Here is a 23,281-nt window from a genome sequence, read left to right as displayed (position 1 = left end):
GAGAATCCGTGAAGCTGTTGCGCGACACCTGGCTGCTTTACCAGCGGCAGCTGCTGCTGATGTGGCGGTCGCCGATCTGGCTCTTCTTCGCGCTCGCCCAGCCGGTAACCTACCTGTTCCTGTTCGCACCGTTCCTTCAAAAGGCTCTGTTACCGATGGGCGCCAGCACCATCCAGGACGCCTACAACATCTACGTGCCCGGTCTGCTCGTGGTCATGTGCTTCTACACCGGGCTGTTTGCCGGCTTCGGGCTCGTGGCCGAGTTGCGCATGGGCATCCTGGAGCGGGCCCGGGTGACCCCGATCAGCCGCTCGGCCCTCCTGCTCGGCCGGGCCGCGCGGGACGTGACGGCGATGCTCATCCAATGTGCACTGATCACGATCCTGTCGGTCCCGTTCGGGCTCACCGTGCCGCTGCCCAACCTGCTCGTGGCGTATGCGCTGCTGACCATCATCGGGCTCATGGCCGCGGCCATCTCGTACGACATCGCACTCACGATAAAAAACGAGAACGCGCTCGGCTCCCTGCTCAACTCGATCGGCCAGCCGATCGCGCTGCTGGCCGGGGTGCTGCTACCGCTGGCGATCGCGCCGGTGTGGATCCAGAAGCTGGCCCTGGCCAACCCGTTCTCGTGGGCGACCAACAGCGTGCGGGCGCTCTTCTGGGGCTCGCTGACCGACCCGGTGGTGTGGCAGGGCACGCTGATCGTGTCGGTCCTCGCGGTCGTGACGGTCCTGCTGTCGGTGCGCCTATATTCCCGCAACATCCGCTGACGTGAAGCGGGCCAGGCACAGATAGCGCAGCAGCGGGTCGTAATCGGCGACGAGCACCTCCCCACCGGGCGAGGAGGGGTCGAGCTCCCACCAGGCGCCCGTGCCCGTGTCTCGGGTGTCGCCCAGCATCTCGATCGCTCGCTCGGCCGTGACGTCGGGGTGTTGCTCCAGCGCTTCCAACCGCAACCCGCCTGAGCGTCCACATAGGAGCGCGACCCCCGCATGCCGTTGCGGTAGGGTGACCGGCGCGGCGGGCTCGTACGGCAGCACGGCCTGTTCGACGATCAACACCAGCGCCCGCTCGAACCCATCGCCGCGCAGGTATTCGCGGGCCAGCCGCAGGCCGGTGAACGCGGCGGCCGTGCCCTGATCGCAGACCGCGAACGCCAGCGGCTCCCCCGGGCACACGTGGCTCAGATAGGTCGCGGTGGCCCGGCCCGGCCACAGGTCCGGGATGGCGAACGCCAGCACGAGCAGGTCCACCGGCTCGTGCGCGCCCACCGTCTCCGCGATCAGCTCGGCGGCCATCTCGCCGTAGGAGTGCCCATTGTGGACCTCCTGCTCGCGCAGCGCGAGGCCGTATGGACGTACCAGATCGGTGATAAAGACGCCGAGCGCGGCACGGTGGGCCGGCGGCAGCTGCGCCGGGGTGCCGAAGAGCCGCCGCCGCACCCGGATCAGGTGCAGGGCATCAGAACCTGACGGCATGGCCGGCCACGTAGTCGGCGAGCGTGCCGACCGTTTCCACGTGCTGCTCGTCGAACTCCTCCACATCGATCTGGATCTCGAGCTCGTCCTCGATGGTCAGCAGGAGCTCCAATGTGGACGCCGAGGTGAGGCCCAGCTCGATGAGCCGGGTCTGCTCCGAAACGTCGGTCAGCTCGTCGCGGACGAACCTGGGCAGCAGCGCGCAGACGCGCCCGGCGACCCGCTCGCGCAGTTCCGTGTCGATATTCGTGGTCATGGCCACCCTCTCCTAGTGTTCGAAGACCATCGCCGAGTAGGTCGCGCCGCGGCCCGCACCGGCCGCGGCGATGACGTAGCGGTCCCCCGGCCGCAGCCGGTCTCGCGCGGTCTCGTAGTTGATGAACGCGTCGGCGCAGAACACGTGCCCGTAACGGGCGACGTTGCCCAGCACCACCTGCGCCTGCGGGAAGCCGATCCGCCGGCACACCCGTTGCCACGACACGTGATTCACGTTGTGCGGCAGGATGAGGCCGATGTCGTCGAGCACCAGCCCGGCCCGCTCGACCGCCGCCAGGATGATCTCGGCGATGCTGTTGTGGTACCCCCGCTGGAACTCCGCGGCCACGTCGGCGTGCTCACCGTCGAGCTCGCCGCGCTGCCTGGCCGCGTAGGACAGCAACCGATCGCGCGACCCGCCGCGCGAGATCAGGCAGGCCGCGCTGCCCTCGCCGAAAATCGACGTCTCGGGCAGCCACTGCGATTCGGCGGTGAACGTCTTCTCCCCCGCCACCAGCAGCGCCAGCGCGTCCGGGTCCGGGTCGCCGGACAGCAGCTTGTCCGCCACGTCGAGGGCCTGCAGCCCGGACGCGCACGCCTGCTGGGTCACGGTGAACCCGACCGCCCGGTCCAGGCCCAGCTTGTGGCACAGCTCGTGCAGCGGGTTGGCCGGAAACGGCACGCCGACCGGGATGGCCCGCGCATAGATCACGTATTTGACCTGATGCTCCCGGCCGCGCAGCGCCTCCAGGCGCGTCGCGGACGCCAGCAGCAGATCGAGCAGCGTGCTCTCCGGATCACGGCGGATCTCGGCCAGGCCATGGAACCGCTTGAACACCTTGACCTGCATGGCCGACAGCCCAAGCTGTTGCCCGACATCGTCGATCGGCACCTGGTGCTCGGGCAGGTATGTGGCCACCCCCTCCAGCGCGATCATCGGACTGCCCGCCGCACGGCCGCGTCGAGCACCATCGACTCCATGCGCCGCAGCACCTCCGCGATGTCGGCGCGTGCGGCGTAGGCCGTGTCCACCTGGACCAGCGCCTCCAGCGCGGCGGGATGGTCGTTGACGTGGATCATCAGCACCTGGTGCAGGCCCTCGACCTCCTTCCAGTCGGCCTTCGTGGCCGCGAGCGCGGCGCGCATCTCGGCCTCGCCGGCAATCGTCTGGATTGGACCCTCCTCGACCCGCCGGTCGTTGAACATGCAGCGCAGATCGAACGCGACCCCCCGCTCCCGGCCGACCCGCTCGATCACCCGCTCGCACTCCAAGGGCGAGTAGTACGAGTGCTTCCGCGCCACCAGCAGGCGGCGGCGCGCCGCGCGCACCAGTTCGTCGAAACCGAGCTCGCCGACCTGCAGCGTGCACAGGCCGAGCTGGGTCATCGGCCCGGCCGCGCCGGACAGCCCGGGACGGAACCGGGTGTTCACCGTGACGGTCAGCGCGACCGGGTCGAGGCCGATCACCCGGGACAGCGCGCCGGAGAACGCGGCGAACAGGACGGCGCCCGTGGTCACGCCGAGCCGGGCGGCCACGGCGCGCAGGGCAAGGTACAGGGCGGGAGAAGAAAAATCGACCTGCCAGAAGCGTCCCGGATAGCGCCGGCCGGGATCCTCGGCGGCAAACATGCTCGGCGGGATGACGCGCAGCTGCTCCTCCCAGTAGCGCAGCGCGGCGTCGTTTTGCCGGCGCGCCGGCGGCTCCTGTTGCCGCCGCGCCTGTTCCAGCGGCTGGATGCCGGGCGGGCGCGGGGGTTCGCCCGTCACCGGGTCGCGGTCGCGCAGGTCTTCGATCATGGCCATCGCGCTCGTCGGGTCGGCCACGTGGTGGGCGAGCGCCACGACCGCGTGCGTGAGCACCCCGTCATGCCGCACCAGGGCCCAGCGCATCGGCCACTCGTGTGCGTAGTCGAAGACCTTCGCCATGTAGTGCTCGCCGACCTGCGCCGCGATGTCGGCCGGGTCGTGGCCCGCGGCGTCGTAGACCTCGATCTCGGCGCTCCCCGCGCGCTCGACGACCTGCAGCACCCGCCCGTCCGGCTCGAACCGCAGCAGCGTGCGCATCGCTTGGTACCGGCTGAGATAGAAAGCGAACTCGGTGACGAACTCCTTGACCTCTGCGCCGGGCGGCAGCTCCCGGACGGCGGTCATCGCCAGCGACACGCCGGATTCTTCCATCTCCTGCCAGACGGACTGCTGCCCCCAGCTCAGCTCGCCGGTGCCGCCGTCGTCGCCCTCGAACGGGACCGGGACCCGTTCGGCCAAGACCAGGTCCATGTCAGCGCTCCGTTCCCGGCGAAGAGGCCGCCACCAACAGCTTTTCCATGTGCTCGAACAGCGCCACCACGTCGGCCCGGCCGATGCAGGCGGTGTCGAACTGCACCTGGAGGCTCAGCGCGCGGTCGACGTTGTCGTTGACGTGGAAGATCATCCGGAAGTGCAGGTGCTCGACCTTCCGCCAGGTCAACGTGGACGGCCCGGCGGGCGACGCGTCCGGTGAGCCCTCCTCCGGCCGCCGGTCGTTGTACAGGCAGTACAGGTCGAACTGTACGCCGCGCTCCCGGCCGACGCGCTCGACGAGCGCGTCGACATCGGCCTGGACGTAATAGCCGTATTTCTGCGCGACCATCAGGCGGCGCCTTGCCGTGCGCACCAGCTCGTCGAAGCCGGCCGCATCTATGTCCAATGTGCACAGTCCATGCTGGACCATGTGCCCGGCGGCGTCGGCCAGACCCGGGCGGAACCGGTTGTTCACCGTGATCATCGTGGCGACCGGGTTGACGCCGACGATGTGGGACAGTGCCGTGGCCATCGCGGCGTATAGCACCGGGCCGGTGTTCACGCGGAGGCGAGCCGCAATGGCGTGCGCGGCGCGGTACATCGTGGGCGAGAGATATTCGGCGTACCAGAGGCCGTCCGGTGCGCGCCTGACCGGAAACATCGTCGGTGGGATCGCCCGCAGCTGCTTCTCCCAATAGCGCAGGGCGGCCTCGTTCTGCCGGCGCGCCGCCGGAGTCTGCTGCAGTCGCGCCTGCGCCAGCGGCTGGATGCCGGGCGGCCGCGGTGGCTCGCCGGTGACCGGGTCGCGCGAGCGCAGGTCGTCCAGCATGGCCATCGCGGCGTTGAAGTCGGCCATGTGATGGGCGACGGCTATCACGGCGTGGGTCAGCACCCCGTCGCGCCGCACGAGCATCAGCTGCATGGGCCAGTCACGCTCGTAGTCGAAGCGCATGAATCCGTAATTGTCGGCCAGCTCCACGGCCAGTTCCGCCGGGTCGCGGTCACCGGCTTCGATGATTTTTATTTCCGCGGTACCGGAGCCGTGCACGACCTGCAGGACGCGCCCGTCCGGCTCGAACCGCAGCAGCGTGCGCATGGACTCGTAACGGCTCAGATAGAAGCGGTATTCGTCGGCGAACTCGGCGGCGGTCGCCCCGGGGGCGAGCTCCCTGACGGCGGTCATCGCCAGCGAGATCCCGGCCCGCTTCATGTCCGCCCACATGGCCTGCTGCGTCCAGGACAGCTCGCCGACCCCGCTGCCCACGCCCTCGAACGGGACGGGAACCCGTTCGGAAATCACGAATCGCATGTCAAACGTGCGTCCACTTTGTCGTCGAGGTCAGCGGTCGCGTCACCATACGCCGAGATTTTTGAATAAAGCAATCAATCGCTCGTATGTTTGTCCATGCGTCAAACTACCGTTGTGGGATCACCGTGGCGTTGCTAATCTCCCGCCAATGTCGCCGGACCGATGGAGAGTGTGCGCCGCATGACCAATGATTGGGACTGGGAGGATCCCGCCGGCCTCGAAGCGCTCACCAACGAGTTCATGCAGGGCCGCACCGTCGTCGAGAAGCTTGAGGTGGTCGCGGAGGGACCGGTGTTCCGGCGCGACGACCTCGCCGCGCACGGCATCACCGGCATCGAGTTCGCCGCGTTCAAAACGTCGCATCCGACGGGACTCGGCACGGACCTGATGGGCCTGCAGGCCGGCGACACGCTCACCGAGCGGGGCCGGATCTATCGGGTCGACGGCGAGTGCTTCTTCATCGAGCTCGACATCTGCGAGCCGCTGCCGTTCGAGGACGCGTCCGTGGAGTGGGTCTACGCCGAGCATCTCATCGAGCACGTGTCGATGAAGACGGCCGTGGGCTGGCTGGCCGAGGTGCGCCGGATCCTCGCGCCGGGCGGCCTGTTCCGCGTGACCACACCCGATCTGCGCAAGTATGCGGAGGCCTACGTCAACGGCGGCGCCTTCTTCGCCAAGCATCGCGGGCGCGTGCAGAAGGCGCTCGGCGGCGTCGCGCCACCCATGCCGGCCCGTGGGGCGTTCATGCTCAATCAGATCTTCTATCTGTATGGCCACCGCTGGATCTTCGACTTCGATGAGCTGAAGCACGCGTTGGCGCGCGCCGGTTTCGACCCCGGCGAGGTGCGGGCCTGCGCCTTCCGCGACGGCGCACGGCCGGACGTTGCCCAGCTCGACCTGATGATCCGCAACGACGAGACCCTGTACGTCGAGGCGACGGCCTGACTCACGTGCGGGCCGGAAACGCTCAGCGCTTCATGACCTGGCGGATCACGGTGGCGAGCTGGTCGCGGTTGGGCTGCAGGGCGAGATCGAGGTCGGGGTTGCAGCCGACAACCGCGCCGTCCGGGCGCGTGATCCGCTTCGGCGGCGCGGTCAGCGGCATCTCCTCGGCCGCCGTGGCCAGGATCTCGGCGGCCAGGCCGCAGGAGCGGTTCGCGTCGTCGATGACCACGAGACGGCCCGTGCGCGACAAGGACTCCGCGAGCGCTGCCCAGTCGAACGGATACAGCGAACGGGGATCGAACACCTCCACCGACACCTCGTCGGCGAGGGCCTCGGCCACGGCAAGCGCGTCGTGCACGTGGTGTCCGATCGCGACAACCGTCACGTCGTGCCCGGTGCGGTGGATGCGGGCCGAACCGAGCGGCACCGGCACGAGATCGGCGTAGTCCACGTCCTCGCGGACGTCCAGCGCGACGCGCGGAGCGATGAACACCACCGGGTCGTCGTCCCGGATCGCCGTGAGCAGCAGGCCGTAGGCGTCGGTCGGGGTCGTGGGCATGACCGTCTTGACTCCGCTGTGGACGAACAGCCCGTGCGGCTGGTCGGAGTGCTGCCCGCCCCAGCCGGGACGCCAGCCGGAGCTCGCGACGAGATATGTCACCGGCACGCGCGCCTGTCCGCCGCTCATCACCGAGAACTTGTGCGCCTGGTTGACGACCTGCTCCAAGACCAGCTGGAGCAGGAACGGGATCGCGAACTCGACCACCGGGCGCCTGCCCCACAGCGCCGCACCGGTGGCCACGTTGGTGACGGCCTGTTCGGACAGCGGGGTCTCGACGATCCGGTCGGGGCCGAAGCGGTCGAGCAGCCCGGCGGTGACGTTGGTGACCGCGTGGTTGACGTCCTCGCCGAGCACGAACACCGACGGGTCGCGCTCCATCTCTTCGCCCAGCGCACGGTTGAGCGCCTTGAGATATGACAGCTTGGGCATCAGCTCACCACCCCTGGGCGGGGCCGAAGCCCTGTGGCATAAAGGTACTCGAGTGCGTCGGCGGGATCGGGCTTCGGGCTGTCCTGCGCGAACTGGACCGCGTCGGCGAGCACGTCCTCGATCTCCTGATCGATGTGCTCGCGGGCCTCGTCAGGGATGCGGGAGCCTTGCACGACCACGGGATCCCGCTCGCGCCAGTGGTCTATCTCCTCCTGCGTGCGGTAACGCAGGCGCACCCGATATTCGAAGGTGTGGTGCGCGTCGAAGCGGTAGGTCATGAACTCCAGCAGCGAGGGCCCGCCACCCGAGCGTGCCCTCTGCACGGCCTCGGTCGTGGCCTCCAACACCGCCTCCGGATCCATGCCGTCGACGGTCCGGCCCGGGATGCCGAAGGCCTCGGCCCGGCCGGTGATGGAACCCGCCGTGGAGGCGCCGACCGGCTGCGTGGTGGCATACAGGTTGTTTTCCACGATTATCAGCTGTGGTACCCGCCAGAGGCTCGCGAGGTTCATCGTCTCCAGCAGCGCGCCCTGATTCATCGCCCCGTCGCCGATGAAGCTCGCCACCACGCGGTCGGTGCCGTCGCGCGACGCCGCCCAGGCCGCGCCGGTCGCGATGGCCGCGCCGTGCCCGACGGTGATCGTCGCGCCGTAGAGCCCGCGCTCGTAATCGGAGATGTGCAGTGAACCGGCCCGGCCGTTGTCGATCCCGGTGATCCGGCCCGCGAGCTCGGCCATCACGCGGCGCGGCTCGCTTCCCTTGGCCAGGGCATGACCGTGGTTGCGGTGGTTGGACAGCACGATGTCGTCGTCGCGCAGGGCGGCGCACACGCCCGCGGCAACGGCCTCCTGCCCGATATATGGGTGGATGCCGCCCACGATGACGCCCGTGCGGACCAGCTCGATCGCCCGCTCCTCGAAACGACGGATGAGCCTGACGGTCCGGTATAGGGGCTCACGCAGCACGTCCATCAGCTTAGATATTTGGCTATCGCGATCAACGGCCGAACGGGTCAACCCCGATGGGCCAGGCGTTGCAAATGTTCGGCGGCGGCCGGGGCCCCGCCCGCCGCGCGGAAGGAAGCGCGCACCCGGGCCGCCGCTTCCCGATAGGCGGGAACGTCGAGCACGGCCAGGATCGCCGCCCGCAGCTGGTCGGGGGTGGCGCGATCGAAGTCGGCCCGCAGGCCCGCTCCGCATGAGACGACCTGCGCCGCGGTGGTCGGCTGGTCGAGCGTGATCGGCGCGACGACGAGCGGCACGCCGTGCGCGAGCGCCTCGGCCACGGTGTTCATGCCGCCATGCGAGACGACGGCGTCGACGTGCGGCATGAGGCGCAGCATGGGTACGTGTGGGACGACCGTGATGTGCTCGGGCGGGTCGGGCAGCACGTCGGGCGGGGCCACGACGACCGCGCTGACGCGATCGGCCAGCGGGGCGAGCGCCTCCAGCACGCGCCGATAGAAGTCGGCGGAAATGTCCACATTGAGCGTGCCGACGGTCACGAGCACGGTGCGGCGGGCCGGATCGGGCACGATCGGCATCGGGCTGTCATCGGGCCGCGCCCCGAGGACCGGTCCGACCAGGACGGTCGTGTCGTCCAGCGGCAGCGGGCCGGTCAGGGCCAGCGTGGTGAACGCGAGGCGCAGGTGCGGCGAGTAGAGCAGCCACGGGAGGCGCTCCTGCGGCACGTCGGGCGCGAGCTTGGACAGGTGCCCTTCGATCCACTCGGCCACCTCCTGGGACCCGTTGGCCAGATCGGGCAGCTGACGCGACCCGGGCAGCAGGCTCGCCCACGGCAGGCCACGCCGGTATGCGACCAGCGCGCCGGCGATCGCGTGCTGGTCGGCGACCACGACATCGGGCGCGAACGCCTCCACCGCGTCGTCGACCGCCCGCAACACGAAGCGGGCCAACGGCATTACATATCCGGTGAGGAACGCCTGCACAGCGGTGCCGTCCGTGGCGCGCAGGTCGCGGTAGAGCCGCATGCCGGTCGGGAAGATGGGCACGTCGTGGTCGAGCAGCGGGGCCAGGAACTGCTTCGGCCCGGCCCACGCCACCTCCTCACCGCGCTCGCGCAGCGCCTGGGACACCGCGGCGGCCGGCCGGGCATGGCCGGCCACGGGCGGTACCACAAAAAGAAAACGGCTCAATGGCGTGCCTTGGAGATGTCCACGGGCGGCAATGTAACACCGGTCCACGTCCGCAGCACCGTCCGGTATGGACGGTCGCCGGCCAGTGCCACGGCGGCCCGAAACCCGTCCGCGACCGGAATGTCGGTCACGCGAAATGAGCCGGGCACGACATCGTCGAGGACGGGCAGCGACAGCGCGGGCCACAGCGTCCGGCCGGCTGCCTTGACGCACGCCTCCTTGCGCACCCACAGCCGCACGAACCGCTCCACCGATCCGGCCACGTGCGCGGCTTCGTCGGCGTGGAAGTAGCGCTCGGCCATCCGGTCCGGCCGGAAACCCGGCGAAATCTCCTGCACGTCTATCCCGACCGGCCGGTCCTCGCAGATCGCCAGCGCGGCCAGCTCGCCCGAATGCGACAGGTTCACATGCGGGCCGCCGCCCATGATTTCCGGCTTGCCGCGCGGGCCGCGGCGCCAGCGGATATCGTTGGCGTGCACGCCAAGGCGGGCCGCCAAAATGCACCGGACCGCCCCGTGCGCCACGATGTATCGGCGCTTGTCCGCAGGCCAGCGCAGCGCGTCGGCCCGAGCGCGCTCGTCATCGTCCAAAACAGACTCTAATTCGGACACAGTGGGCACGGGCAGGTCGGTGCGCACCAGCCAGACCTCCACACGCGTGTCCACGTCGGGCAATCTACCGCGCGAGCTCGACGCATCGCGTGCCACTGTAGATGGTCGGCATGCACCGATTGCAGTGGATACACACGCCGTCGGCCGATTCGGTGCGCATGCGGTTCACGAGATCGGGCTCGCGCAGCAGCGCACGGGCCATCGCCACGAACTCGAACCCCTCGGCCATGGCGAGGTCCAGTGTCGCGCGCCGGTTGATCCCGCCGAGCAGGATCAGCGGCATCGCCAGCTCGGCTCGGAAGCGGCGCGCCATGGGCAGCAGGAATGCCTCCTCGAAGGGGTACTGCCGAAGGAAACGCCCGCCGAACAAGCGCATCCCCCAGCGCACGGGCAGGGGTAGGGCATCGGCGAACTCGCGCACCGGGACGTCCCCGCGGAACAGGAACATCGGGTTGGTCAGCGAACTGCCGGCCGACAGTTGCAGCGCGTCAAGCTGCCCGTCGGCCTCCAGAATTCCCGCGAACTCGATGCTTTCGTTGATGGCAAAGCCTTTGCGGGTACCCTCGGCCATGCTCACCTTGGCGGTGACCGCGACCGACCCGCCCACCGCCTCGCGCACCGCCCGCACGACATCACGCGGAAACGCCGCCCGTGCGCGCAGCGGGCCGCCGTAGGAGTCGTTGCGGCGGTTCAGATTCGGGCTCAGGAAGGAGCTCAACAGGTACCCATGCCCAAGATGAATTTCCAGCACGTCGAAGCCGGCACCCATCGCGAGCCTGGCACCGCCGGCATATGCTTGCCTGATCCGCGCCAGGTCGGAAACCGTTGCCGCGCGGATCATCTGCAGGCTCAGCGGGCTGGGCATCGCCGACGCCGCGATCGCCCGGCTACCGTTGGAACGCCCGTTGGCGACCGGCCCGGCGTGGCCGATCTGCGCCGCGATCGCCGCCCCCGCCTGATGAACCGCGTCGGTCAGGCGTTGCAGCCCTGGTAACGCTTGGGGGCGAAGATATATTTGCTCTTTGTGGGTACGACCTTCAGGGCTCACCGCCAGGTAGGCTACGGTCGACAGACCCACCCCGCCCTCGGCGACGGCGCGGTGAAAGGCGATCAGGCGTCCGGAGACAAGGGCATCCGGCGTCGCGCCCTCGAACGTGGCCGCCTTGACGATCCTGTTGCGCAGCATGACCGGGCCGAGCCGCGCGGGCGCGAAGACATCGGGGCCTGCCACCCGCGGACTCTAACACGCACCCCTTGACACGCTCGAACATGCGTTCGATAAGATCAACGGCCGTGTGGTTGGGATCTGACGTGGACCTTTGCGAGATCGGGAACTGTTACGAGGGCACGAGGCTGCGGCTGCGGGTCTACGCGGCGCGCAACCGGCTCGGCGTGTGGACGGTGGTCGTGTCCGAGCCCGGCGGGCACAGGATCCGGACCAGCTACCCCGACGAGGCGTCCGCGCGCAGAAACATCGAGCTCGCCTACCGGTTCGGCCGCGAAGGCGGCGGCTGGTGGCTCATCGAACGGCGCAGCGGCTATCGACCCGACCCCGCCGCGGGACCATTCAGCCCCGTCGGCCCCACGCCTACTCGCCCGTGACGCCGTCGATCGACTCGGGCAGCCCGACCCAAACCGTTCCGCCTGACCGGTGATTGAGCAGGGGCTGGGCGAGCGCGGTGAGCGGTTTGACGCACAGCACCTGGGCCATGCCCGTGGTGCCGCGGATCAGCTTGGCCTGATCGGAGCTGCACCCGTATTCGAGCGCGCGAATCCCGGGATGGGAACACCCGTATTCGATCGGCAGATGGAATCCTGCCAGCGAATACATCGGCAGACCTTGGCACTGCTCATAGTCGAAGCCCGCGTGGAAGCCATACATGCGGTCCTCGTGGTGGATCCACATGCTCATCGCGATGGGCGGACCGGTGCCCCGGGAGGCAGTGAAGACAACGGTGTCGGTGTGCCGGGCGATCGCCTCGAACCAGGCGGCCATCTCGTCGAACGTGGATCGCTGGTCGTATTTGCGCTCCAGCAGGTGGGCCAGCCGCGCCGCGGTCTCCACGGTGGAGCCGTCCAACGCCTGGCACGCCGTGCTGATCCCCGCCGCGCGCACGGCCGCCGACTCGCGCCGCAAACGATGGCGTTTGTGCGACCGCAATGAGGCAACGAAGGATTCATAGTTGGGAAAATCACAGTTGAAAATGTGGCGGGCGGGTGCGGGAAACTCCGCGAAGCCCGCGTCGCGCAGCGCCTCGCGCAGCTGCACGTCGTCGGCGTCGAGGAACGGGAAGAACACGGTGGCGCAACCCCATTGGCGGCCCCGCTCCACCACCGCGTCGACCAGCTCGCGGCGAACCTTCTCCCGCTGTGACCCGGCCAGGCCGGGCGCGGTGAGCACGGTCGAGTTGAACCACGTGCCGCACATCAGCGACGGCTGCACGGCCGACACCGGATCGTCCCAGCGCGCGAGCACCTCGGCGGGCAGCATCTTGTCGAGCCGGACCGTCTCGTCGTCGGCATCGCGATCAAACTGTTGCACCACCACGCCCGCGGCGATCTCCGGCCCGTCAAACGCGGCCAGACACGACCTGGCGCGCGGCACCCACGGCCCGACGGCCTCCCGCTCGACGGCCAGCCAGCGCCCCGTGCAGAAGAGATCGCCCGGCCCGCACATCGCCTCCCACCGGGGGTCAGCGCCCGCCTGGGCAAGGCCCAACTCTCGAAGACTCACGTCAACTGTCCCCCGCACCCCCGTATCCACACACATTTGAGATAACACGCTCTCGACGGATCGACAAGTAACCATAGCCGATATATATCGATAGAACCATGACTGACGATGTTGCGATCTTTTTCGTGGCGTGCCTAAGGTTGTCTCCCGATGGAATCAACACGCTTCCATATTGGACAGTCATGAAAACGGGGGATTTTCGTGGTCACCGAAGTGTCTGCCCGGACCGTGCCCGCCACCCAGGCAGCAACTGCCTGGTTGCTGGAAAAGCTCACCCAGCGCGGCAAAATCTCCTTCCGCCTGGCCTGCGCGAGACTCACCGCCTGGGAGGCGATTCTCGTGCAGCATGTGCTCGGGCGCCATGACGTCACCATCGCCGGCGCACCAGTGCCCGACGGCTGGTCGATTCCCGTCACCGCGACGGTTCTCGACGGGATCGCCTTCTGGGACACCGCATCGACCCCGGCCCCACCGGGCGAGGTGCTGGCCTGGCTGCACGCGCCGACGCAGCTGCGCGACATGGTGACCGAGGAGGCCGAGCTGTGGCAGGCCCGCGAGTCCGCGGAGATGTGCGAGATCGACGCGATCCTGCACGACTGGGAGTCGGACGGCGTGCTGCAGGCGAAGGTGGCCGAGCTGGCCGACCGGGTGGAGCGGGTCGAGACGGTCTACGTGCTCATCGGCCGTGACGTCTTCTCCAAGTCCGACGCCGGTTCCAACACGCTGACCCGCGACGAGTTGCTGCTCCGCCTGCAGCGGCTGCCCCTGGCGCAGTGGCGGGCCAGCGACCGGCTCTTCGTGGTGGCCGCGCAGTGCCTGTTCCACAGTGGACGGTCCGTGCGGTTCGAGGAGTTCAACGGCAAGCAGCTGTCCGCCACCGCGCTTCGCCAGTTCCTCAACGAGCGCTACACCAGCTATTGCCGCGCCCTCGGCCGCGCACCGGCGCAGCTGCATCGCCTTTCGCTGCTTGACCTTTCCCGGCTGGTGCGCGAACTGTTGCCACAGGTCGACCGTTCCCGGTCGATGCGCTACCGCAGGATCAACGGGCTGACCTTCGTCAAAAGTGAATACGTGACCGACTTCGCCCATCCGCGCGCCTTCGCGCAACTGCCCCCGCTGCTGGAGGAGCAGGCGTTCCACCTCGGCACACCGGTCACCGGCGACGCGGCGGCCGACATGCGCGCCATGACCCGGGCTGCCGCCGAGATCGACGCGGAGCGTGCCGACGACGAGGGCGGCGCCGGGGCGATCGGCGAGCTGATCGGCGCCATCGTGCTGTCCGCCGTTGCCGCCAGCGACTCCGATTACGGCATGAGCAGTTCGGTGCGCGACCTGGCGAGGCTGCGCGGCAGCCTGCCCGGCCGGCCCGACGGCGTGCTGGAGCTGAAGAAGGGCGACTTCTTCTGCTGCTGTCTGCCCCACCCGGTGCGGATGGATGCGCTCACCACCGACGAGGAAAAGGTCACGACGCTGTGGCGGGTGGCCCAGCGGATGATGTATAACCGCTGGCACTTCGCACCGGGTGAGTTCGACCGGGCCGAGATCCCGCTCAAGCGGCACTACTTCTTCCCGCCGCAGATCCCGGACATCGCCGAGCACTCCGAGCATCACCACGGCGGACACGTCTCCGCCCGGGTGCGCTATTCGATCCGGGCTCCCGGCGCGCAGGTCTGGCGGGAGCCGTTTCACGTTTTCGGGCACGGCTTCCGCGGGTGCTACGACATCCGCCTGGTGCGGATGGAGGGCCCGGCCTACACCCTGGCCGAGGTGCACACCGCGGTGAAGCACTGCTCCCTGGTTGAAGAGGTGTGGCGCACACTGGCCGACGGGGTGGAGCACGGCACGTTCCGGTGGCGGCCCATCGGCGGGTTCGACCGGGCGTGGTATGAGTCGCACGCGTGGGAGAAGCTGCACCCCTACGAGGTGCTGGCCGATCGGCTCGCGGGAGCATCTGAAGCATGAAAGCCGACTCCGTCACCGCCCGCCCGGTGACCTATCGCACCGTGCTCACCAGCCGCAACGTGCCGCAGCTGCTGCTGTCGGCCTCGCTTTCCCGGCTGGCCTCGGAGATGCTGCTCTTCGCCGTGGTGCTCTATGTCCTGGCCAAGTTCGACTCCCCGGTGCTGGCCGGGCTCAGCGGTTTTTTCCTTACCCTGCCCGGTTTTCTGATCAGCCCCATGGCCGGTGCCCTGCTCGACCGGGTGGGCGCGGTGCGCGCGGTCATCCTCGACACGCTGATCAGCGCGGGCCTGATCGGTGCGATCGCCGTGGCGTCGGCCGGCGGGTTCCTCAACCCGGCGCTGCTCCTGGCGATCCTCGCGCTCTACTCGCTGACCAGCCCGCTGAGCTCCGGCGGGATCCGGACGCTGTTCGCCAGGTTCGTGCCCGAGCACGCCTACGACAAGGCCAACGCGCTCGACCTGAGCACCTATTCGGTGATCGAGGTCGTGGCCCCGCTCGTCGCCGGCGGGCTGATCGCATGGGCCGGGCCCGACCCGGCTCTGGTCGTCATCGTGGTGATGTATCTGGTGGCCAGCCTCAGCCTGTTGCTGCTGCGCGGTTCGGCCGCGCCGATCGAGCCCGCGCGGCGCAAGCACCTGCTGCGCGAGGCATGGGAGGGTGTCACCTACCTGTTCGGCAATCCGACCCTGCGCGGGCTCGCCGCGTCCTACTCCAGTTTCCAAGTGGCGTTCGGCGTTCTGGTCGTGGCCGTGCCGGTCGCGGTCGCGCGGGCGGTCGCCGGTGAGGGCGACACCGAGCAATACACCGGAGCCCTGTGGAGCCTGGTCGGGTTGTGCGGGGCGGCGGGTGCTCTCGTCGCGGGCAGGGTGTTGCATTCCGGGCGGGAGAAGCGGCTGCTGGTCGCCGCCGCGCTCGGCTCCGCCCTGGCCATCTACCCGATCGCGGGCGCGCTCGCCTCGCTGGTCACGCTGGCGCTGGGGCTCGCGCTCTTCGGGCTCCTCGAAGGCGGCCTCAACGTGAGCGTCCTGTCACTGCGGCAGCGGCGCACCGAGCCAGCCTGGCTCGGCCGCGTCATGACGGTCTCGATCAGTGTGAACTTGATCGGGTTCCCGCTGGGCACCGCGCTCGGCGGGGTCCTTGTCGCGCGCTCGACCGTGGCGGCCTTCGCGGCCGCGGCAGGCTTCGCCGCGCTGGCCGCCCTCGCCGGATCCGCGCTTATTCCGCGGGAGGCAACGGCGTGACCACTCACGAAGCGGCACCGGCCGCCCACGCCGGGCCCGCGCTCAATCCCGTGGAAGGCGACGGCATCACCACTCATGAAGCGGGGCTCGCGCTCATTCCCCGGGAGGTGACGGCGTGACCGCATTGCCGATTTCGGCCACGCGCCGGGGGCGTGGGCCGTTGCTGGTCTGCCACCCGGGTGGGCCGGGCATGCACCCGGACTACTTCGACGCCGTGTTTGACCTGGCGGGCGCGCACGAGGTGGCGCTGCTGCATCCGCGCGGCACAGGCAACAGCCCGCGACCGTCCACACCGGACGACTACACCATCGACGCCTACGCGCACGACACGGTGGCCTGGATCGCCAACTCCGCCACTGAGCCGACGTTCCTTTTAGGACACTCGCACGGCGGGTTGGTCGCCGCCCGGGTCGCCGCGATCCGCCCCGACCTGGTGCGCGGGCTGATCCTGCTCGGCACGCCCGCATACGGCGGCGACCGTGCGGAAACCGAGGCGAAGGCGCTCCAAAACGCGCGTGCCGGCGAGCCGGCCTGCGCGGCGGCGCTCGCCCGGCTGGAGGCCGAGGGCGACGGATATCCGCCGGAGCCGGAGCTGGGCCGGTTCCTGGCCGAGGTGATCCCGCTGTGGGTCGCCCCGCTGACCGGGCATTCGCTTGCCTGGCAGGCGCGGGTCGCGCAGCAGCCGGTCAACCGCGACGCCCTGCGCTACTTCGGCGACGTCGTCTTCGCCGACCTCGGTCAGGTCACCGAGGATCTCGCCCGGGTCACGTGCCCGGTGCTGGCCATCGGCGGAGACCTCGACGGCTGGGCCGGCCCCAGCCATCTCGCGCTGCTGCGGCGGTGCAACCCCCGGGTGCTGGCGCACACCCTGCCCGACTCCGGGCACATGTGCCATGTGGACGCGATGGACCGGATCACCGGACTGGTGACGGATTTCGTGCAGGACAACGAGAAAGGCAATACAGATACATGAGCACCACCGCAGTGTGGAGTGAGGAAGACTCCGCGTCGTTCATCCGCTTCGCCGAGCATTTCGTCCCCGACCGAGCCGAGCAGGCGGCCGTCGTCACCGCGATGGTCGACCCTGGGCGCGGGACGGTGCTCGACCTGTGCTGCGGGGCGGGCGGCCTCAGCCGGCGCCTCCTGCTCGACCATCCCGATTGCCGGGTGGTCGGGTTGGACGCGAGCGACGCCATGCTCGCCGAGGCGAGCAGACAGCTGGCGTCCTTCGGCGACCGGTTCCGCGCGGAACGCTTCGACCTGGGCTCGCCCGAGTGGCGCCGCCGCGGGACCGCACCGGCCGCCGTGGTGTCCTCGCTGGCCGTGCACCACCTCACCGGAGATGAGAAGCAGGCGCTCTACCGCGACATGCACGAGCTGCTCGCGCCCGGTGGCAGCATCGTGATCGCCGACTTGGTGCAGCCGGTCGGGGACCGCGCCCTTGAGCTCGCGCGGCGCATGTGGGACGAGTGGGTGCGCGCCCAGGGCGATGAGGCGCATCGCGCGTTCCACGCGCTGGAGTGGAGCTGTTTTGAGTACCCGGACGAATTGGATAAGCCTTCGCCGCTGAGGGATCAGTTGCAGTGGCTGACCGAGGCCGGATTCGGCGATGTGGATGCATATTGGATGAAGGCCGGACACGCGATTTTCGGGGGGACGAAGCATGCCTGACACCCGGTCATACCCGTTGTGCCTGTTCGCCAACTTCGTCAACGAGCTCATGGTCCGGGTGCCCGACGAGCGCCACACCCGCGCGCTCGTGTCGGTGTCGCCCCGCAAGATCTGGCTTGCGCAGCCGGGCGATGTGCTCGTGCTGCCGACCGAGCCGCCCGCGGACTTCTGGGCATACGCGCACGGCGTACTGGGCCTGTTCCCCGGCGACGTCGAGGTGCTCGCGGTCGACACGACCGTGTTGCGCCCGTTGGCCACCCGCGTCCGGGAGCTGGGCCTCACCGACCGGCTGCACGCCATGGTCACGCAGCGGCCCGGCATCCGGGCGATGCCGTTCGCCCTGGACCGGCCGGCCGTCGAGTTTCTGACCGAGCTCGGCCTGCCCATCGACGGATACGACACCGTGCCGCTGTCCGCATTGGAGAGCGCATACGCGCTCAACACGAAGTCCGGCTTCCACCGGCGCGCCGCCGAGGTCGGCATCCCCACCGTGCCGGGCGTCGTCTGCGGCGACCGAGGCGAACTGCGAGCCGCGGTGGCGGCACTGCTCGGCCGCGGGATCGGCGCGGTCGTGAAGCTCGATCGCAGCTCCAACGGTTTCGGCCTGCTGTTCGTCCGGCCGGAACAGGCCGGCGAGCTCGACCGCATCCTCGACGGGCACCTGTCGACGCTGTCCGGGCAGCCGGCGGGCTGGCTGGTCGAGGAGCTGATGCCCGTGGATCAGGTGCTCACCGTCGAGATGTGGTCTGCGGCAGGCGGACCGCAGCTTGTCCACATCGGACAGATGAACACGCCCAACGGCAGCTTCAGCGGGCAGCTGACCCCGCCGCCACAGCACACGCCGCAGCTCGATGAGCTGGCGGCGCATGGCATGGCGTGGGGCGCGCGGCTGCACGCCGACGGATATCGCGGACCGTTCGATCTCGACGCCATCACCGCCCGCGGCCGGCTCTACATCACCGAGACAAACGTGCGCCGCACGGGTACCACATATTTGGAATATCTGGTGCGAAGGCTCGTCCCGGATGGCGATCCGGTGTGGCTCGCCGACTCGCGGGTCGGGGCGAGCGGGCTCGATTTCGCGGCGGCCGTCGAGGCGCTCGAGTCGGCCGGCATCGCCTATTCCGGCGGCACCGGTGTGGTGCTCACCGCCGACACCCGGGCCGTGGACCGCAGGTGGCGCTTCCTCATCCTCGGTCACGACCACGCTCAGGTCAGCGAGCTGGAAAAGCGGCTGGCGGACGTGCTCGGGTTGGACTAGCGGTGCTGCACGGGGAGGTTCGGCCCGACGGGGGCCTCACGCACGGCCTCGGCCTGCGCGCAACTGCGGCCATCGCGGCGGGGACGGTGATCTGGTTCCCGTGCCGCAACTGTCCTACATGGACGATGCAGGAGCGCGCGCTGCTGCCGCGCGACGTGGACGCCCGGCTCGACATGTGGGGGCACCTGCTTGCCGACGGGCGGCTGCTCGTGCCCTGCGCCGGGGCGCACCTGATGAACCACTCGTGCGCGGCCAACGTCCTCGACTTCGGGCTCGACTTCGGCCTCGCGGTGCGGGACATCGCCGCCGGCGAGGAGGTCACGTGCGACTACGGCGCGTTCTTCGCCGACGAGGGCTGGACGATGCGTTGCCACTGCGGCGCGACGGAGTGCCGCAGCGACGTGGCGTCGTCCGACTACGACGATCCGGCGCTGCGGAAGGGCTGGGTCGGGCTGGTGTCCGCGGCTCTGCCCGCGACGCGCGTGGTCGATCAGCCACTCGGTCCGCTGCTGGCCTCGCAGAGCGAGGTCTATCGCCGCGTGGTGGCGGGAGCCTCCACAGTGGACGACGCGGCCAACGGCGATTCCATCGTTCAACCCGGGTTTTTGACATGACGTACACCTATGCGAGACGCGAGCTGATCGAGCCCGACTGGCGGCGGCTGCCCGGCTGGGCCGGTGTCACCGAGGCGCAATGGCGCGATCCGCAATGGCAGCGCGCCCATTCGGTGCGCAACGCCGCGCAACTGCGCGCCGTCATGGGCGGGCTGCTGGCCGACCGGTTCTACGCCGACCTGCTCGCCGACCAGGAGCAGATGGCCACCATGCCGTTGATGCTCCCGCCGCAGATGCTCAACACGATGGTGCCCGGCGCGACCGGCCCCGACCTCACGGAGGCGTTCTACGCCGACCCGTTGCGGCGCTATATGCTTCCGGTCCTGTCCGATCGCGATCCGGTTCGGCCGAGCCATCCTCGAGCGACGCGTGACTCCCTGCACGAGGCCGAGATGTGGGTGGTGGAGGGGCTGACCCACCGCTACCCGACGAAGGTGCTCGCCGAGCTGGTGACCACGTGCCCGCAATACTGCGGCCACTGCACCCGGATGGACCTGGTCGGCCATTCCACCGCGCAGGTTGCCAAGCAGCGCTTGGCCTTGCGCCCGGTCGACCGGCAAGACGCGATCATCGACTACCTGAAACGGACACCGGCCGTGCGCGACGTCGTGGTGTCGGGTGGCGATCTGGCCAACGTGCCGTGGAAGCGGTTGGAAGCGTTCGTGTTGCGGCTGCTCGACACCGAGTCGGTGCGCGACATCCGGCTCGCGAGCAAGGCGCTGGCCGGGCTGCCGCAGCACTGGCTGCAGCCCACGGTGGTGGACGGCCTGGCACGCATTGCTGAAGTCGCGAGGCAGCGGGCGGTCAACATCGCCCTGCACACCCACATCAATCACGTGCAGTCGGTGACACCGCTTGTTGCCGAGGCGGCTCGGGCAATGCTGGACGCGGGGCTGCGCGACGTGCGCAACCAGGGTGTGCTCATGCGGGGCGTCAACGACAGCCCGCAGGCCTTGCTTGACCTGTGTTTCGCGATGCAGGGCGAGGCCAACATCCTGCCGTACTACTTCTACCTGTGCGACATGATCCCCAACGCGGAGCACTGGCGGCTGGCCGTCTGGGAGGCGCAAGAGCTGCAGGACGCCATCATGGGATACCTGCCCGGATACGCCACGCCGCGGCTCGTGTGCGATGTGCCCTATGTCGGGAAGCGCTGGGTGCACCAGGTCGTGGATTACGATCGCGAGCGCGGCATCTCGCACTGGACGCGCACTCCCCCGGAGGGCGTCGAGCCGGACGAGTGCGCCTATTACGATCCGATCGGCGCGCTGCCGCCCGCCGGGATCGCGTGGTGGCAGGCTACTCGCCCGTGACGCCGTCGACGGACTCGCGCAGCAGATCGGCGTGGCCGTTGTGGCGGGCATACTCCTCGATCATGTGGCACAGGATCCAGCGCAGGCTCGGCGCCCAACCGGCCCGCCCGACCCGTTGGGCGAGTTGGTCGAGGCTGACGCCCGCGATCAGTGCGCGGGAGCTTTCCACGGCGTCGCGCCATAGGGTCATCAACTGCTCGGGCGAGTCGTGCGCGGCCGAATGCCAGTCCCAATCGGGGTCGGCCCGCCAGTCCACCGCGTCGAACGGGGCCCGCCGGTCCTTTCCGTGAAGGTAAACGGAGAACCAGTGGTCCTCGACGTACGCCATGTGCTTGAGCAACCCGCCCAGCGTCATCGTCGAGACACCGGTGGTCGCCCGCAGGCCTGCCGAGTCCAGCCCGGAACACTTCCATGCCAGGGTCGCGCGCTGGAAGTCCAGGAAGCCCAGCAGCGTGTCGAGTTCGCCGGCGGCGAGCGGGGGCTGCCGGCGCCCGTGCTGATCGAGTTCGGTCACGGGCGCCGAGCCTACCTTCAGGGCCTTACGCGTGCGTCGCAAATATCGGCGCGCAGGGCCGGGCGCCCGTCCACCGGCGCCGGGTTCTCCGGCGTCGGCTGCACCCCGCCCGCGGCGATCGCGTCCAGCGCGGCCATGCCGGCCTCGTCGACGCGGCCGAACACGGTGTAGTTGGGGCGCAGGATGGAGTCGGCATACACGAGGAAGAACTGGCTGCCGTTCGTGTTCGGGCCGGCGTTGGCCATCGCCAGGGTGCCGCGTGGGTAATAGACGCGGTCGGGCCGGTCCGGTACCGGAGGAAGATCTGTAGGAAGTTCATCTTTATAGCGGTACCCCGGGCCGCCCGCGCCGGTATCGGATGGATCGCCGCATTGCAGGACCTTCAGCGTGGGATAGGCGGTCAGGCGGTGACAGGTGGTCCGGTCGTAGAACCGGTGCCGCACAAGATGGATGAAGCTTTGCACGGTGCATGGGGCTTTGGCGGCGGTGAGGGTCAGCTTGATGTCGCCGTGGTCGGTTTCGAGCACCGCGTGCCGGGTGCGGGTCGGCGTGCGGCGCGGGTCGGGTGGCAACGGGACCGGACGGACGGCCGGGTCGTCGGGAGTCGCGGTGTACTGGCACGGCCCGTTGGTCGTGCCGCCCGCAGGAGCGGCGGAGGCCGCAGCGGTGAGCCCGGCTGTGAGGATGAGCCCGCCGGCCACGGTGACGGCCGCCAGGCGGAGCAGGTGACGTAGCATGCGAATGGGTCTATCGCATGGCGGGCGGGCCCGCAATGCGAGAGTTCAAGAGATTTCGGCCAGCCGCGGGACAATGCGCTGCGCGACCTGCTCGGCGAACTCGACCGGATGCCGGTCCGGCATCAGCTGGATTTCGGCCACGCCCAGCTTGGCGTATGCGGCCGCGTCGGCGAGGAATGCGTCGATGTCGGCGAGCACGGGACGCACGAACAGCACGGTCTTTTCGATCCGGTCGTAGTCGCGCCCCTCGGCCTCGCAGTGCCCACGCAGCACGTCAAACTTGCGGGCCACATCGGCCGGGCTCGTCCCGAACACGTTGCACGCGTCGGCGTAGCGGGCCACCAGCCGCAGGGTCTTCTGCTCGCCACCGCCACCAATCATGATCGGCGGGCGGGGCCGGCTCAGCGGCGCGGGCACGCACAGCGTCTCGGCAAGCTGGTAGTGCCGCCCATGGAACGGGCCGTCATCGTCGCTCCACATCTGCAGGCAGATCCGCAGCGTCTCCTCCAGCCGCTCGAACCGCTCACGGATCGGGACCACCGGCACGCCCAGACCACGCTGCTCCCGCTCATACCACGAGGCGCCGATGCCCAACCGTGCGCGGCCCCCGGACAGCACATCCAGCGTGGTCACCGTCTTGGCGAGCAGGCCAGGGTACCGATGCATGACCCCCGTGACGAGCAGGCCGAGCGTCATCCGTTCGGTCTTCCCCGCGACAAACCCCAGCGTCGTGTACCCCTCCAGCATCGGTTCGTCGGCCGAGCCCGTACCTTCCATCTGGAAGAAATGGTCCATCACCGTAAACGACGCGATGCCCGCCTGCTCGGCCACCCGCGCGGTCTCCGCCAGCGTCGTGCCGATCGCCAACGGCTCCGGGGGATTCGAAAAGTTCCAGTAGTGCAGTCCAAGCCTCATCACACGATTCCTCCCGCACCGACGCTAGGCCTTAGAGCACACTCGAACACAACCCCCAAATCGCCTCCTCCACGCCACACCTCCAGCGGGCCATCACATGCCCGGCACGATCGGGTAGGCTTTGCGGCGCCGGGGCGGTAGCTCAGCCGGTTAGAGCAGCGGACTCATAATCCGCCGGTCGCGGGTTCGATCCCCGCCCGCCCCACGCATCTGATCTCTCATTCCGCCGCTGACCTGCTTATATTCGCGACTGCGAAATCGTACAAAGATGCAGCCAGGCGCCATCAAAGAC

25 protein-coding genes and 1 tRNA gene are annotated in these 23,281 nt (G+C 69.2%); 12 read left to right on the top strand and 14 right to left on the bottom strand.

Going from position 1 to position 23,281, the window contains the following annotated elements; translation table 11 throughout:
* Window positions 1-8 precede the first annotated feature (8 nt).
* On the top strand, window positions 9-773 hold the full coding sequence (locus DM816_RS08070; RefSeq protein ID WP_117209516.1) for an ABC transporter permease: 765 nt from the start codon (window positions 9-11) through the stop codon (window positions 771-773).
* On the opposite strand, the gene DM816_RS08065 is transcribed toward DM816_RS08070, so the two are convergent.
* From DM816_RS08065 to DM816_RS08045, 5 genes are read right to left on the bottom strand one after another with little or no spacing between them, the layout of a single operon-like run.
* Window positions 750-1,481 carry a 2-hydroxy-acid oxidase gene (locus tag DM816_RS08065; RefSeq protein ID WP_117209515.1) on the bottom strand — a complete coding sequence of 244 codons (732 nt, stop codon included), beginning with the start codon at window positions 1,479-1,481 and terminating at the stop codon, window positions 750-752. The genes DM816_RS08070 and DM816_RS08065 overlap by 24 nt on opposite strands.
* Window positions 1,465-1,737: an acyl carrier protein gene (locus tag DM816_RS08060; RefSeq protein WP_117209514.1), complete on the bottom strand. Its 273-nt coding sequence runs from the start codon at window positions 1,735-1,737 to the stop codon at window positions 1,465-1,467. Before DM816_RS08060 ends, DM816_RS08065 begins: the two co-directional genes overlap by 17 nt.
* Before the next feature lie 12 nt (window positions 1,738-1,749).
* Window positions 1,750-2,673 (bottom strand): 3-oxoacyl-[acyl-carrier-protein] synthase III C-terminal domain-containing protein, encoded by a 924-nt coding sequence (locus DM816_RS08055; protein ID WP_117209513.1) that lies wholly within the window; start codon window positions 2,671-2,673, stop codon window positions 1,750-1,752.
* A complete protein-coding gene (locus DM816_RS08050) occupies window positions 2,670-4,013 on the bottom strand; it encodes a condensation domain-containing protein (protein WP_117209512.1) in 1,344 nt (447 codons plus the stop codon). The genes DM816_RS08055 and DM816_RS08050 overlap by 4 nt, the downstream gene beginning before the upstream one ends.
* 1 nt (window position 4,014) lies before the next feature.
* Complete coding sequence (locus DM816_RS08045) at window positions 4,015-5,316, bottom strand: condensation domain-containing protein (RefSeq protein WP_162907221.1); 1,302 nt, start codon at window positions 5,314-5,316, stop codon at window positions 4,015-4,017.
* Between the two features lie 189 nt (window positions 5,317-5,505).
* On the opposite strand from DM816_RS08045, the gene DM816_RS08040 reads away from it, so the two are divergent.
* The gene (locus DM816_RS08040; protein ID WP_117209538.1) at window positions 5,506-6,270 is read left to right on the top strand and encodes a class I SAM-dependent methyltransferase; all 765 of its coding nucleotides are present in this window, start codon (window positions 5,506-5,508) and stop codon (window positions 6,268-6,270) included.
* A gap of 22 nt (window positions 6,271-6,292) precedes the next feature.
* Here the strand turns inward: DM816_RS08040 and DM816_RS08035 are convergent, their stop codons facing one another.
* The 5 genes from DM816_RS08035 to DM816_RS08015 are packed head-to-tail and all read right to left on the bottom strand — an operon-like array spanning window position 6,293 to window position 11,258.
* Window positions 6,293-7,261 (bottom strand): alpha-ketoacid dehydrogenase subunit beta, encoded by a 969-nt coding sequence (locus tag DM816_RS08035; RefSeq protein WP_117209510.1) that lies wholly within the window; start codon window positions 7,259-7,261, stop codon window positions 6,293-6,295.
* Window positions 7,261-8,232, bottom strand: coding sequence for a thiamine pyrophosphate-dependent dehydrogenase E1 component subunit alpha (locus tag DM816_RS08030; RefSeq protein ID WP_117209509.1), 972 nt, complete (start codon window positions 8,230-8,232; stop codon window positions 7,261-7,263). Before DM816_RS08030 ends, DM816_RS08035 begins: the two co-directional genes overlap by 1 nt.
* 41 nt (window positions 8,233-8,273) lie before the next feature.
* Complete coding sequence (locus DM816_RS08025) at window positions 8,274-9,416, bottom strand: glycosyltransferase (RefSeq protein ID WP_117209508.1); 1,143 nt, start codon at window positions 9,414-9,416, stop codon at window positions 8,274-8,276.
* Entirely contained in the window at window positions 9,413-10,081 is a 669-nt protein-coding gene (locus DM816_RS08020) for a 4'-phosphopantetheinyl transferase family protein (RefSeq protein ID WP_162907220.1), read from the bottom strand. Before DM816_RS08020 ends, DM816_RS08025 begins: the two co-directional genes overlap by 4 nt.
* A gap of 10 nt (window positions 10,082-10,091) precedes the next feature.
* Entirely contained in the window at window positions 10,092-11,258 is a 1,167-nt protein-coding gene (locus DM816_RS08015) for an NADH:flavin oxidoreductase (protein WP_281274303.1), read from the bottom strand.
* A 62-nt stretch (window positions 11,259-11,320) separates the two neighbouring features.
* Here DM816_RS08015 and DM816_RS08010 point away from each other — a divergent pair, with 62 nt between their 5' ends.
* Window positions 11,321-11,629 (top strand): hypothetical protein, encoded by a 309-nt coding sequence (locus DM816_RS08010; protein WP_162907219.1) that lies wholly within the window; start codon window positions 11,321-11,323, stop codon window positions 11,627-11,629.
* Here DM816_RS08010 and DM816_RS08005 read toward each other — a convergent pair.
* Window positions 11,616-12,761: a GNAT family N-acetyltransferase gene (locus DM816_RS08005; RefSeq protein ID WP_211588586.1), complete on the bottom strand. Its 1,146-nt coding sequence runs from the start codon at window positions 12,759-12,761 to the stop codon at window positions 11,616-11,618. The two genes, DM816_RS08010 and DM816_RS08005, sit on opposite strands and share 14 nt — an antisense overlap.
* A gap of 201 nt (window positions 12,762-12,962) precedes the next feature.
* Here DM816_RS08005 and DM816_RS08000 point away from each other — a divergent pair, with 201 nt between their 5' ends.
* From DM816_RS08000 to DM816_RS07975, 8 genes are read left to right on the top strand one after another with little or no spacing between them, the layout of a single operon-like run.
* Window positions 12,963-14,723 (top strand): hypothetical protein, encoded by a 1,761-nt coding sequence (locus DM816_RS08000; RefSeq protein ID WP_117209504.1) that lies wholly within the window; start codon window positions 12,963-12,965, stop codon window positions 14,721-14,723.
* The gene (locus DM816_RS07995) at window positions 14,720-15,964 is read left to right on the top strand and encodes an MFS transporter (RefSeq protein WP_117209503.1); all 1,245 of its coding nucleotides are present in this window, start codon (window positions 14,720-14,722) and stop codon (window positions 15,962-15,964) included. Before DM816_RS08000 ends, DM816_RS07995 begins: the two co-directional genes overlap by 4 nt.
* Window positions 15,961-16,083, top strand: coding sequence for a hypothetical protein (locus DM816_RS45185; RefSeq protein WP_281274302.1), 123 nt, complete (start codon window positions 15,961-15,963; stop codon window positions 16,081-16,083). The genes DM816_RS07995 and DM816_RS45185 overlap by 4 nt, the downstream gene beginning before the upstream one ends.
* Window positions 16,080-16,937 (top strand): alpha/beta fold hydrolase, encoded by an 858-nt coding sequence (locus DM816_RS07990; RefSeq protein ID WP_117209502.1) that lies wholly within the window; start codon window positions 16,080-16,082, stop codon window positions 16,935-16,937. Before DM816_RS45185 ends, DM816_RS07990 begins: the two co-directional genes overlap by 4 nt.
* On the top strand, window positions 16,934-17,635 hold the full coding sequence (locus DM816_RS07985; protein ID WP_117209501.1) for a class I SAM-dependent methyltransferase: 702 nt from the start codon (window positions 16,934-16,936) through the stop codon (window positions 17,633-17,635). The genes DM816_RS07990 and DM816_RS07985 overlap by 4 nt, the downstream gene beginning before the upstream one ends.
* Window positions 17,628-18,896 (top strand): preATP grasp domain-containing protein, encoded by a 1,269-nt coding sequence (locus tag DM816_RS42300; protein WP_162907218.1) that lies wholly within the window; start codon window positions 17,628-17,630, stop codon window positions 18,894-18,896. Before DM816_RS07985 ends, DM816_RS42300 begins: the two co-directional genes overlap by 8 nt.
* 2 nt (window positions 18,897-18,898) lie before the next feature.
* Window positions 18,899-19,510, top strand: a complete 612-nt coding sequence (locus DM816_RS42295; RefSeq protein WP_162907217.1) for an SET domain-containing protein — start codon at window positions 18,899-18,901, stop codon at window positions 19,508-19,510.
* Window positions 19,507-20,823 carry a KamA family radical SAM protein gene (locus DM816_RS07975; RefSeq protein WP_117209500.1) on the top strand — a complete coding sequence of 439 codons (1,317 nt, stop codon included), beginning with the start codon at window positions 19,507-19,509 and terminating at the stop codon, window positions 20,821-20,823. Before DM816_RS42295 ends, DM816_RS07975 begins: the two co-directional genes overlap by 4 nt.
* Here DM816_RS07975 and DM816_RS07970 read toward each other — a convergent pair.
* Genes DM816_RS07970 through DM816_RS07960 form a run of 3 tightly spaced genes read right to left on the bottom strand, consistent with a single transcriptional unit; the run spans window position 20,810 to window position 22,989 of the window.
* Complete coding sequence (locus DM816_RS07970) at window positions 20,810-21,337, bottom strand: DinB family protein (RefSeq protein ID WP_117209499.1); 528 nt, start codon at window positions 21,335-21,337, stop codon at window positions 20,810-20,812. The two genes, DM816_RS07975 and DM816_RS07970, sit on opposite strands and share 14 nt — an antisense overlap.
* A 17-nt stretch (window positions 21,338-21,354) precedes the next feature.
* Window positions 21,355-22,074 carry a peptidylprolyl isomerase gene (locus tag DM816_RS07965; protein WP_117209498.1) on the bottom strand — a complete coding sequence of 240 codons (720 nt, stop codon included), beginning with the start codon at window positions 22,072-22,074 and terminating at the stop codon, window positions 21,355-21,357.
* A gap of 45 nt (window positions 22,075-22,119) precedes the next feature.
* The gene (locus DM816_RS07960) at window positions 22,120-22,989 is read right to left on the bottom strand and encodes an LLM class F420-dependent oxidoreductase (RefSeq protein WP_117209497.1); all 870 of its coding nucleotides are present in this window, start codon (window positions 22,987-22,989) and stop codon (window positions 22,120-22,122) included.
* A 131-nt stretch (window positions 22,990-23,120) separates the two neighbouring features.
* Between DM816_RS07960 and DM816_RS07955 the strand changes: the two genes are divergently transcribed.
* Window positions 23,121-23,194: transfer RNA gene (locus DM816_RS07955), tRNA-Ile, on the top strand.
* Window positions 23,195-23,281 lie beyond the last annotated feature (87 nt).

Source organism: Allorhizocola rhizosphaerae (genome assembly GCF_003426775.1).
Taxonomy (GTDB): Bacteria; Actinomycetota; Actinomycetes; order Mycobacteriales; family Micromonosporaceae; genus Allorhizocola; species Allorhizocola rhizosphaerae.
Note: the sequence above shows the minus strand (reverse complement) of the source record. Positions and strands in the feature narration are given on the sequence as shown.

Excerpts from the sequence above, each read along its gene's own strand:
- DM816_RS08065 (WP_117209515.1), bottom strand. The coding sequence starts at position 1,481 with ATGCCGTCAGGTTCTGATGCCCTGCACCTGATCCGGGTGCGGCGGCGG.
- DM816_RS08060 (WP_117209514.1), bottom strand. The coding sequence starts at position 1,737 with ATGACCACGAATATCGACACGGAACTGCGCGAGCGGGTCGCCGGGCGC.
- DM816_RS08055 (WP_117209513.1), bottom strand. The coding sequence starts at position 2,673 with ATGATCGCGCTGGAGGGGGTGGCCACATACCTGCCCGAGCACCAGGTG.
- DM816_RS08050 (WP_117209512.1), bottom strand. The coding sequence starts at position 4,013 with ATGGACCTGGTCTTGGCCGAACGGGTCCCGGTCCCGTTCGAGGGCGAC.
- DM816_RS08040 (WP_117209538.1), top strand. The coding sequence starts at position 5,506 with ATGACCAATGATTGGGACTGGGAGGATCCCGCCGGCCTCGAAGCGCTC.
- DM816_RS08035 (WP_117209510.1), bottom strand. The coding sequence starts at position 7,261 with ATGCCCAAGCTGTCATATCTCAAGGCGCTCAACCGTGCGCTGGGCGAA.
- DM816_RS08030 (WP_117209509.1), bottom strand. The coding sequence starts at position 8,232 with ATGGACGTGCTGCGTGAGCCCCTATACCGGACCGTCAGGCTCATCCGT.
- DM816_RS07995 (WP_117209503.1), top strand. The coding sequence starts at position 14,720 with ATGAAAGCCGACTCCGTCACCGCCCGCCCGGTGACCTATCGCACCGTG.
- DM816_RS07985 (WP_117209501.1), top strand. The coding sequence starts at position 16,934 with ATGAGCACCACCGCAGTGTGGAGTGAGGAAGACTCCGCGTCGTTCATC.
- DM816_RS42300 (WP_162907218.1), top strand. The coding sequence starts at position 17,628 with ATGCCTGACACCCGGTCATACCCGTTGTGCCTGTTCGCCAACTTCGTC.
- DM816_RS07975 (WP_117209500.1), top strand. The coding sequence starts at position 19,507 with ATGACGTACACCTATGCGAGACGCGAGCTGATCGAGCCCGACTGGCGG.
- DM816_RS07965 (WP_117209498.1), bottom strand. The coding sequence starts at position 22,074 with ATGCTACGTCACCTGCTCCGCCTGGCGGCCGTCACCGTGGCCGGCGGG.
- DM816_RS07960 (WP_117209497.1), bottom strand. The coding sequence starts at position 22,989 with ATGAGGCTTGGACTGCACTACTGGAACTTTTCGAATCCCCCGGAGCCG.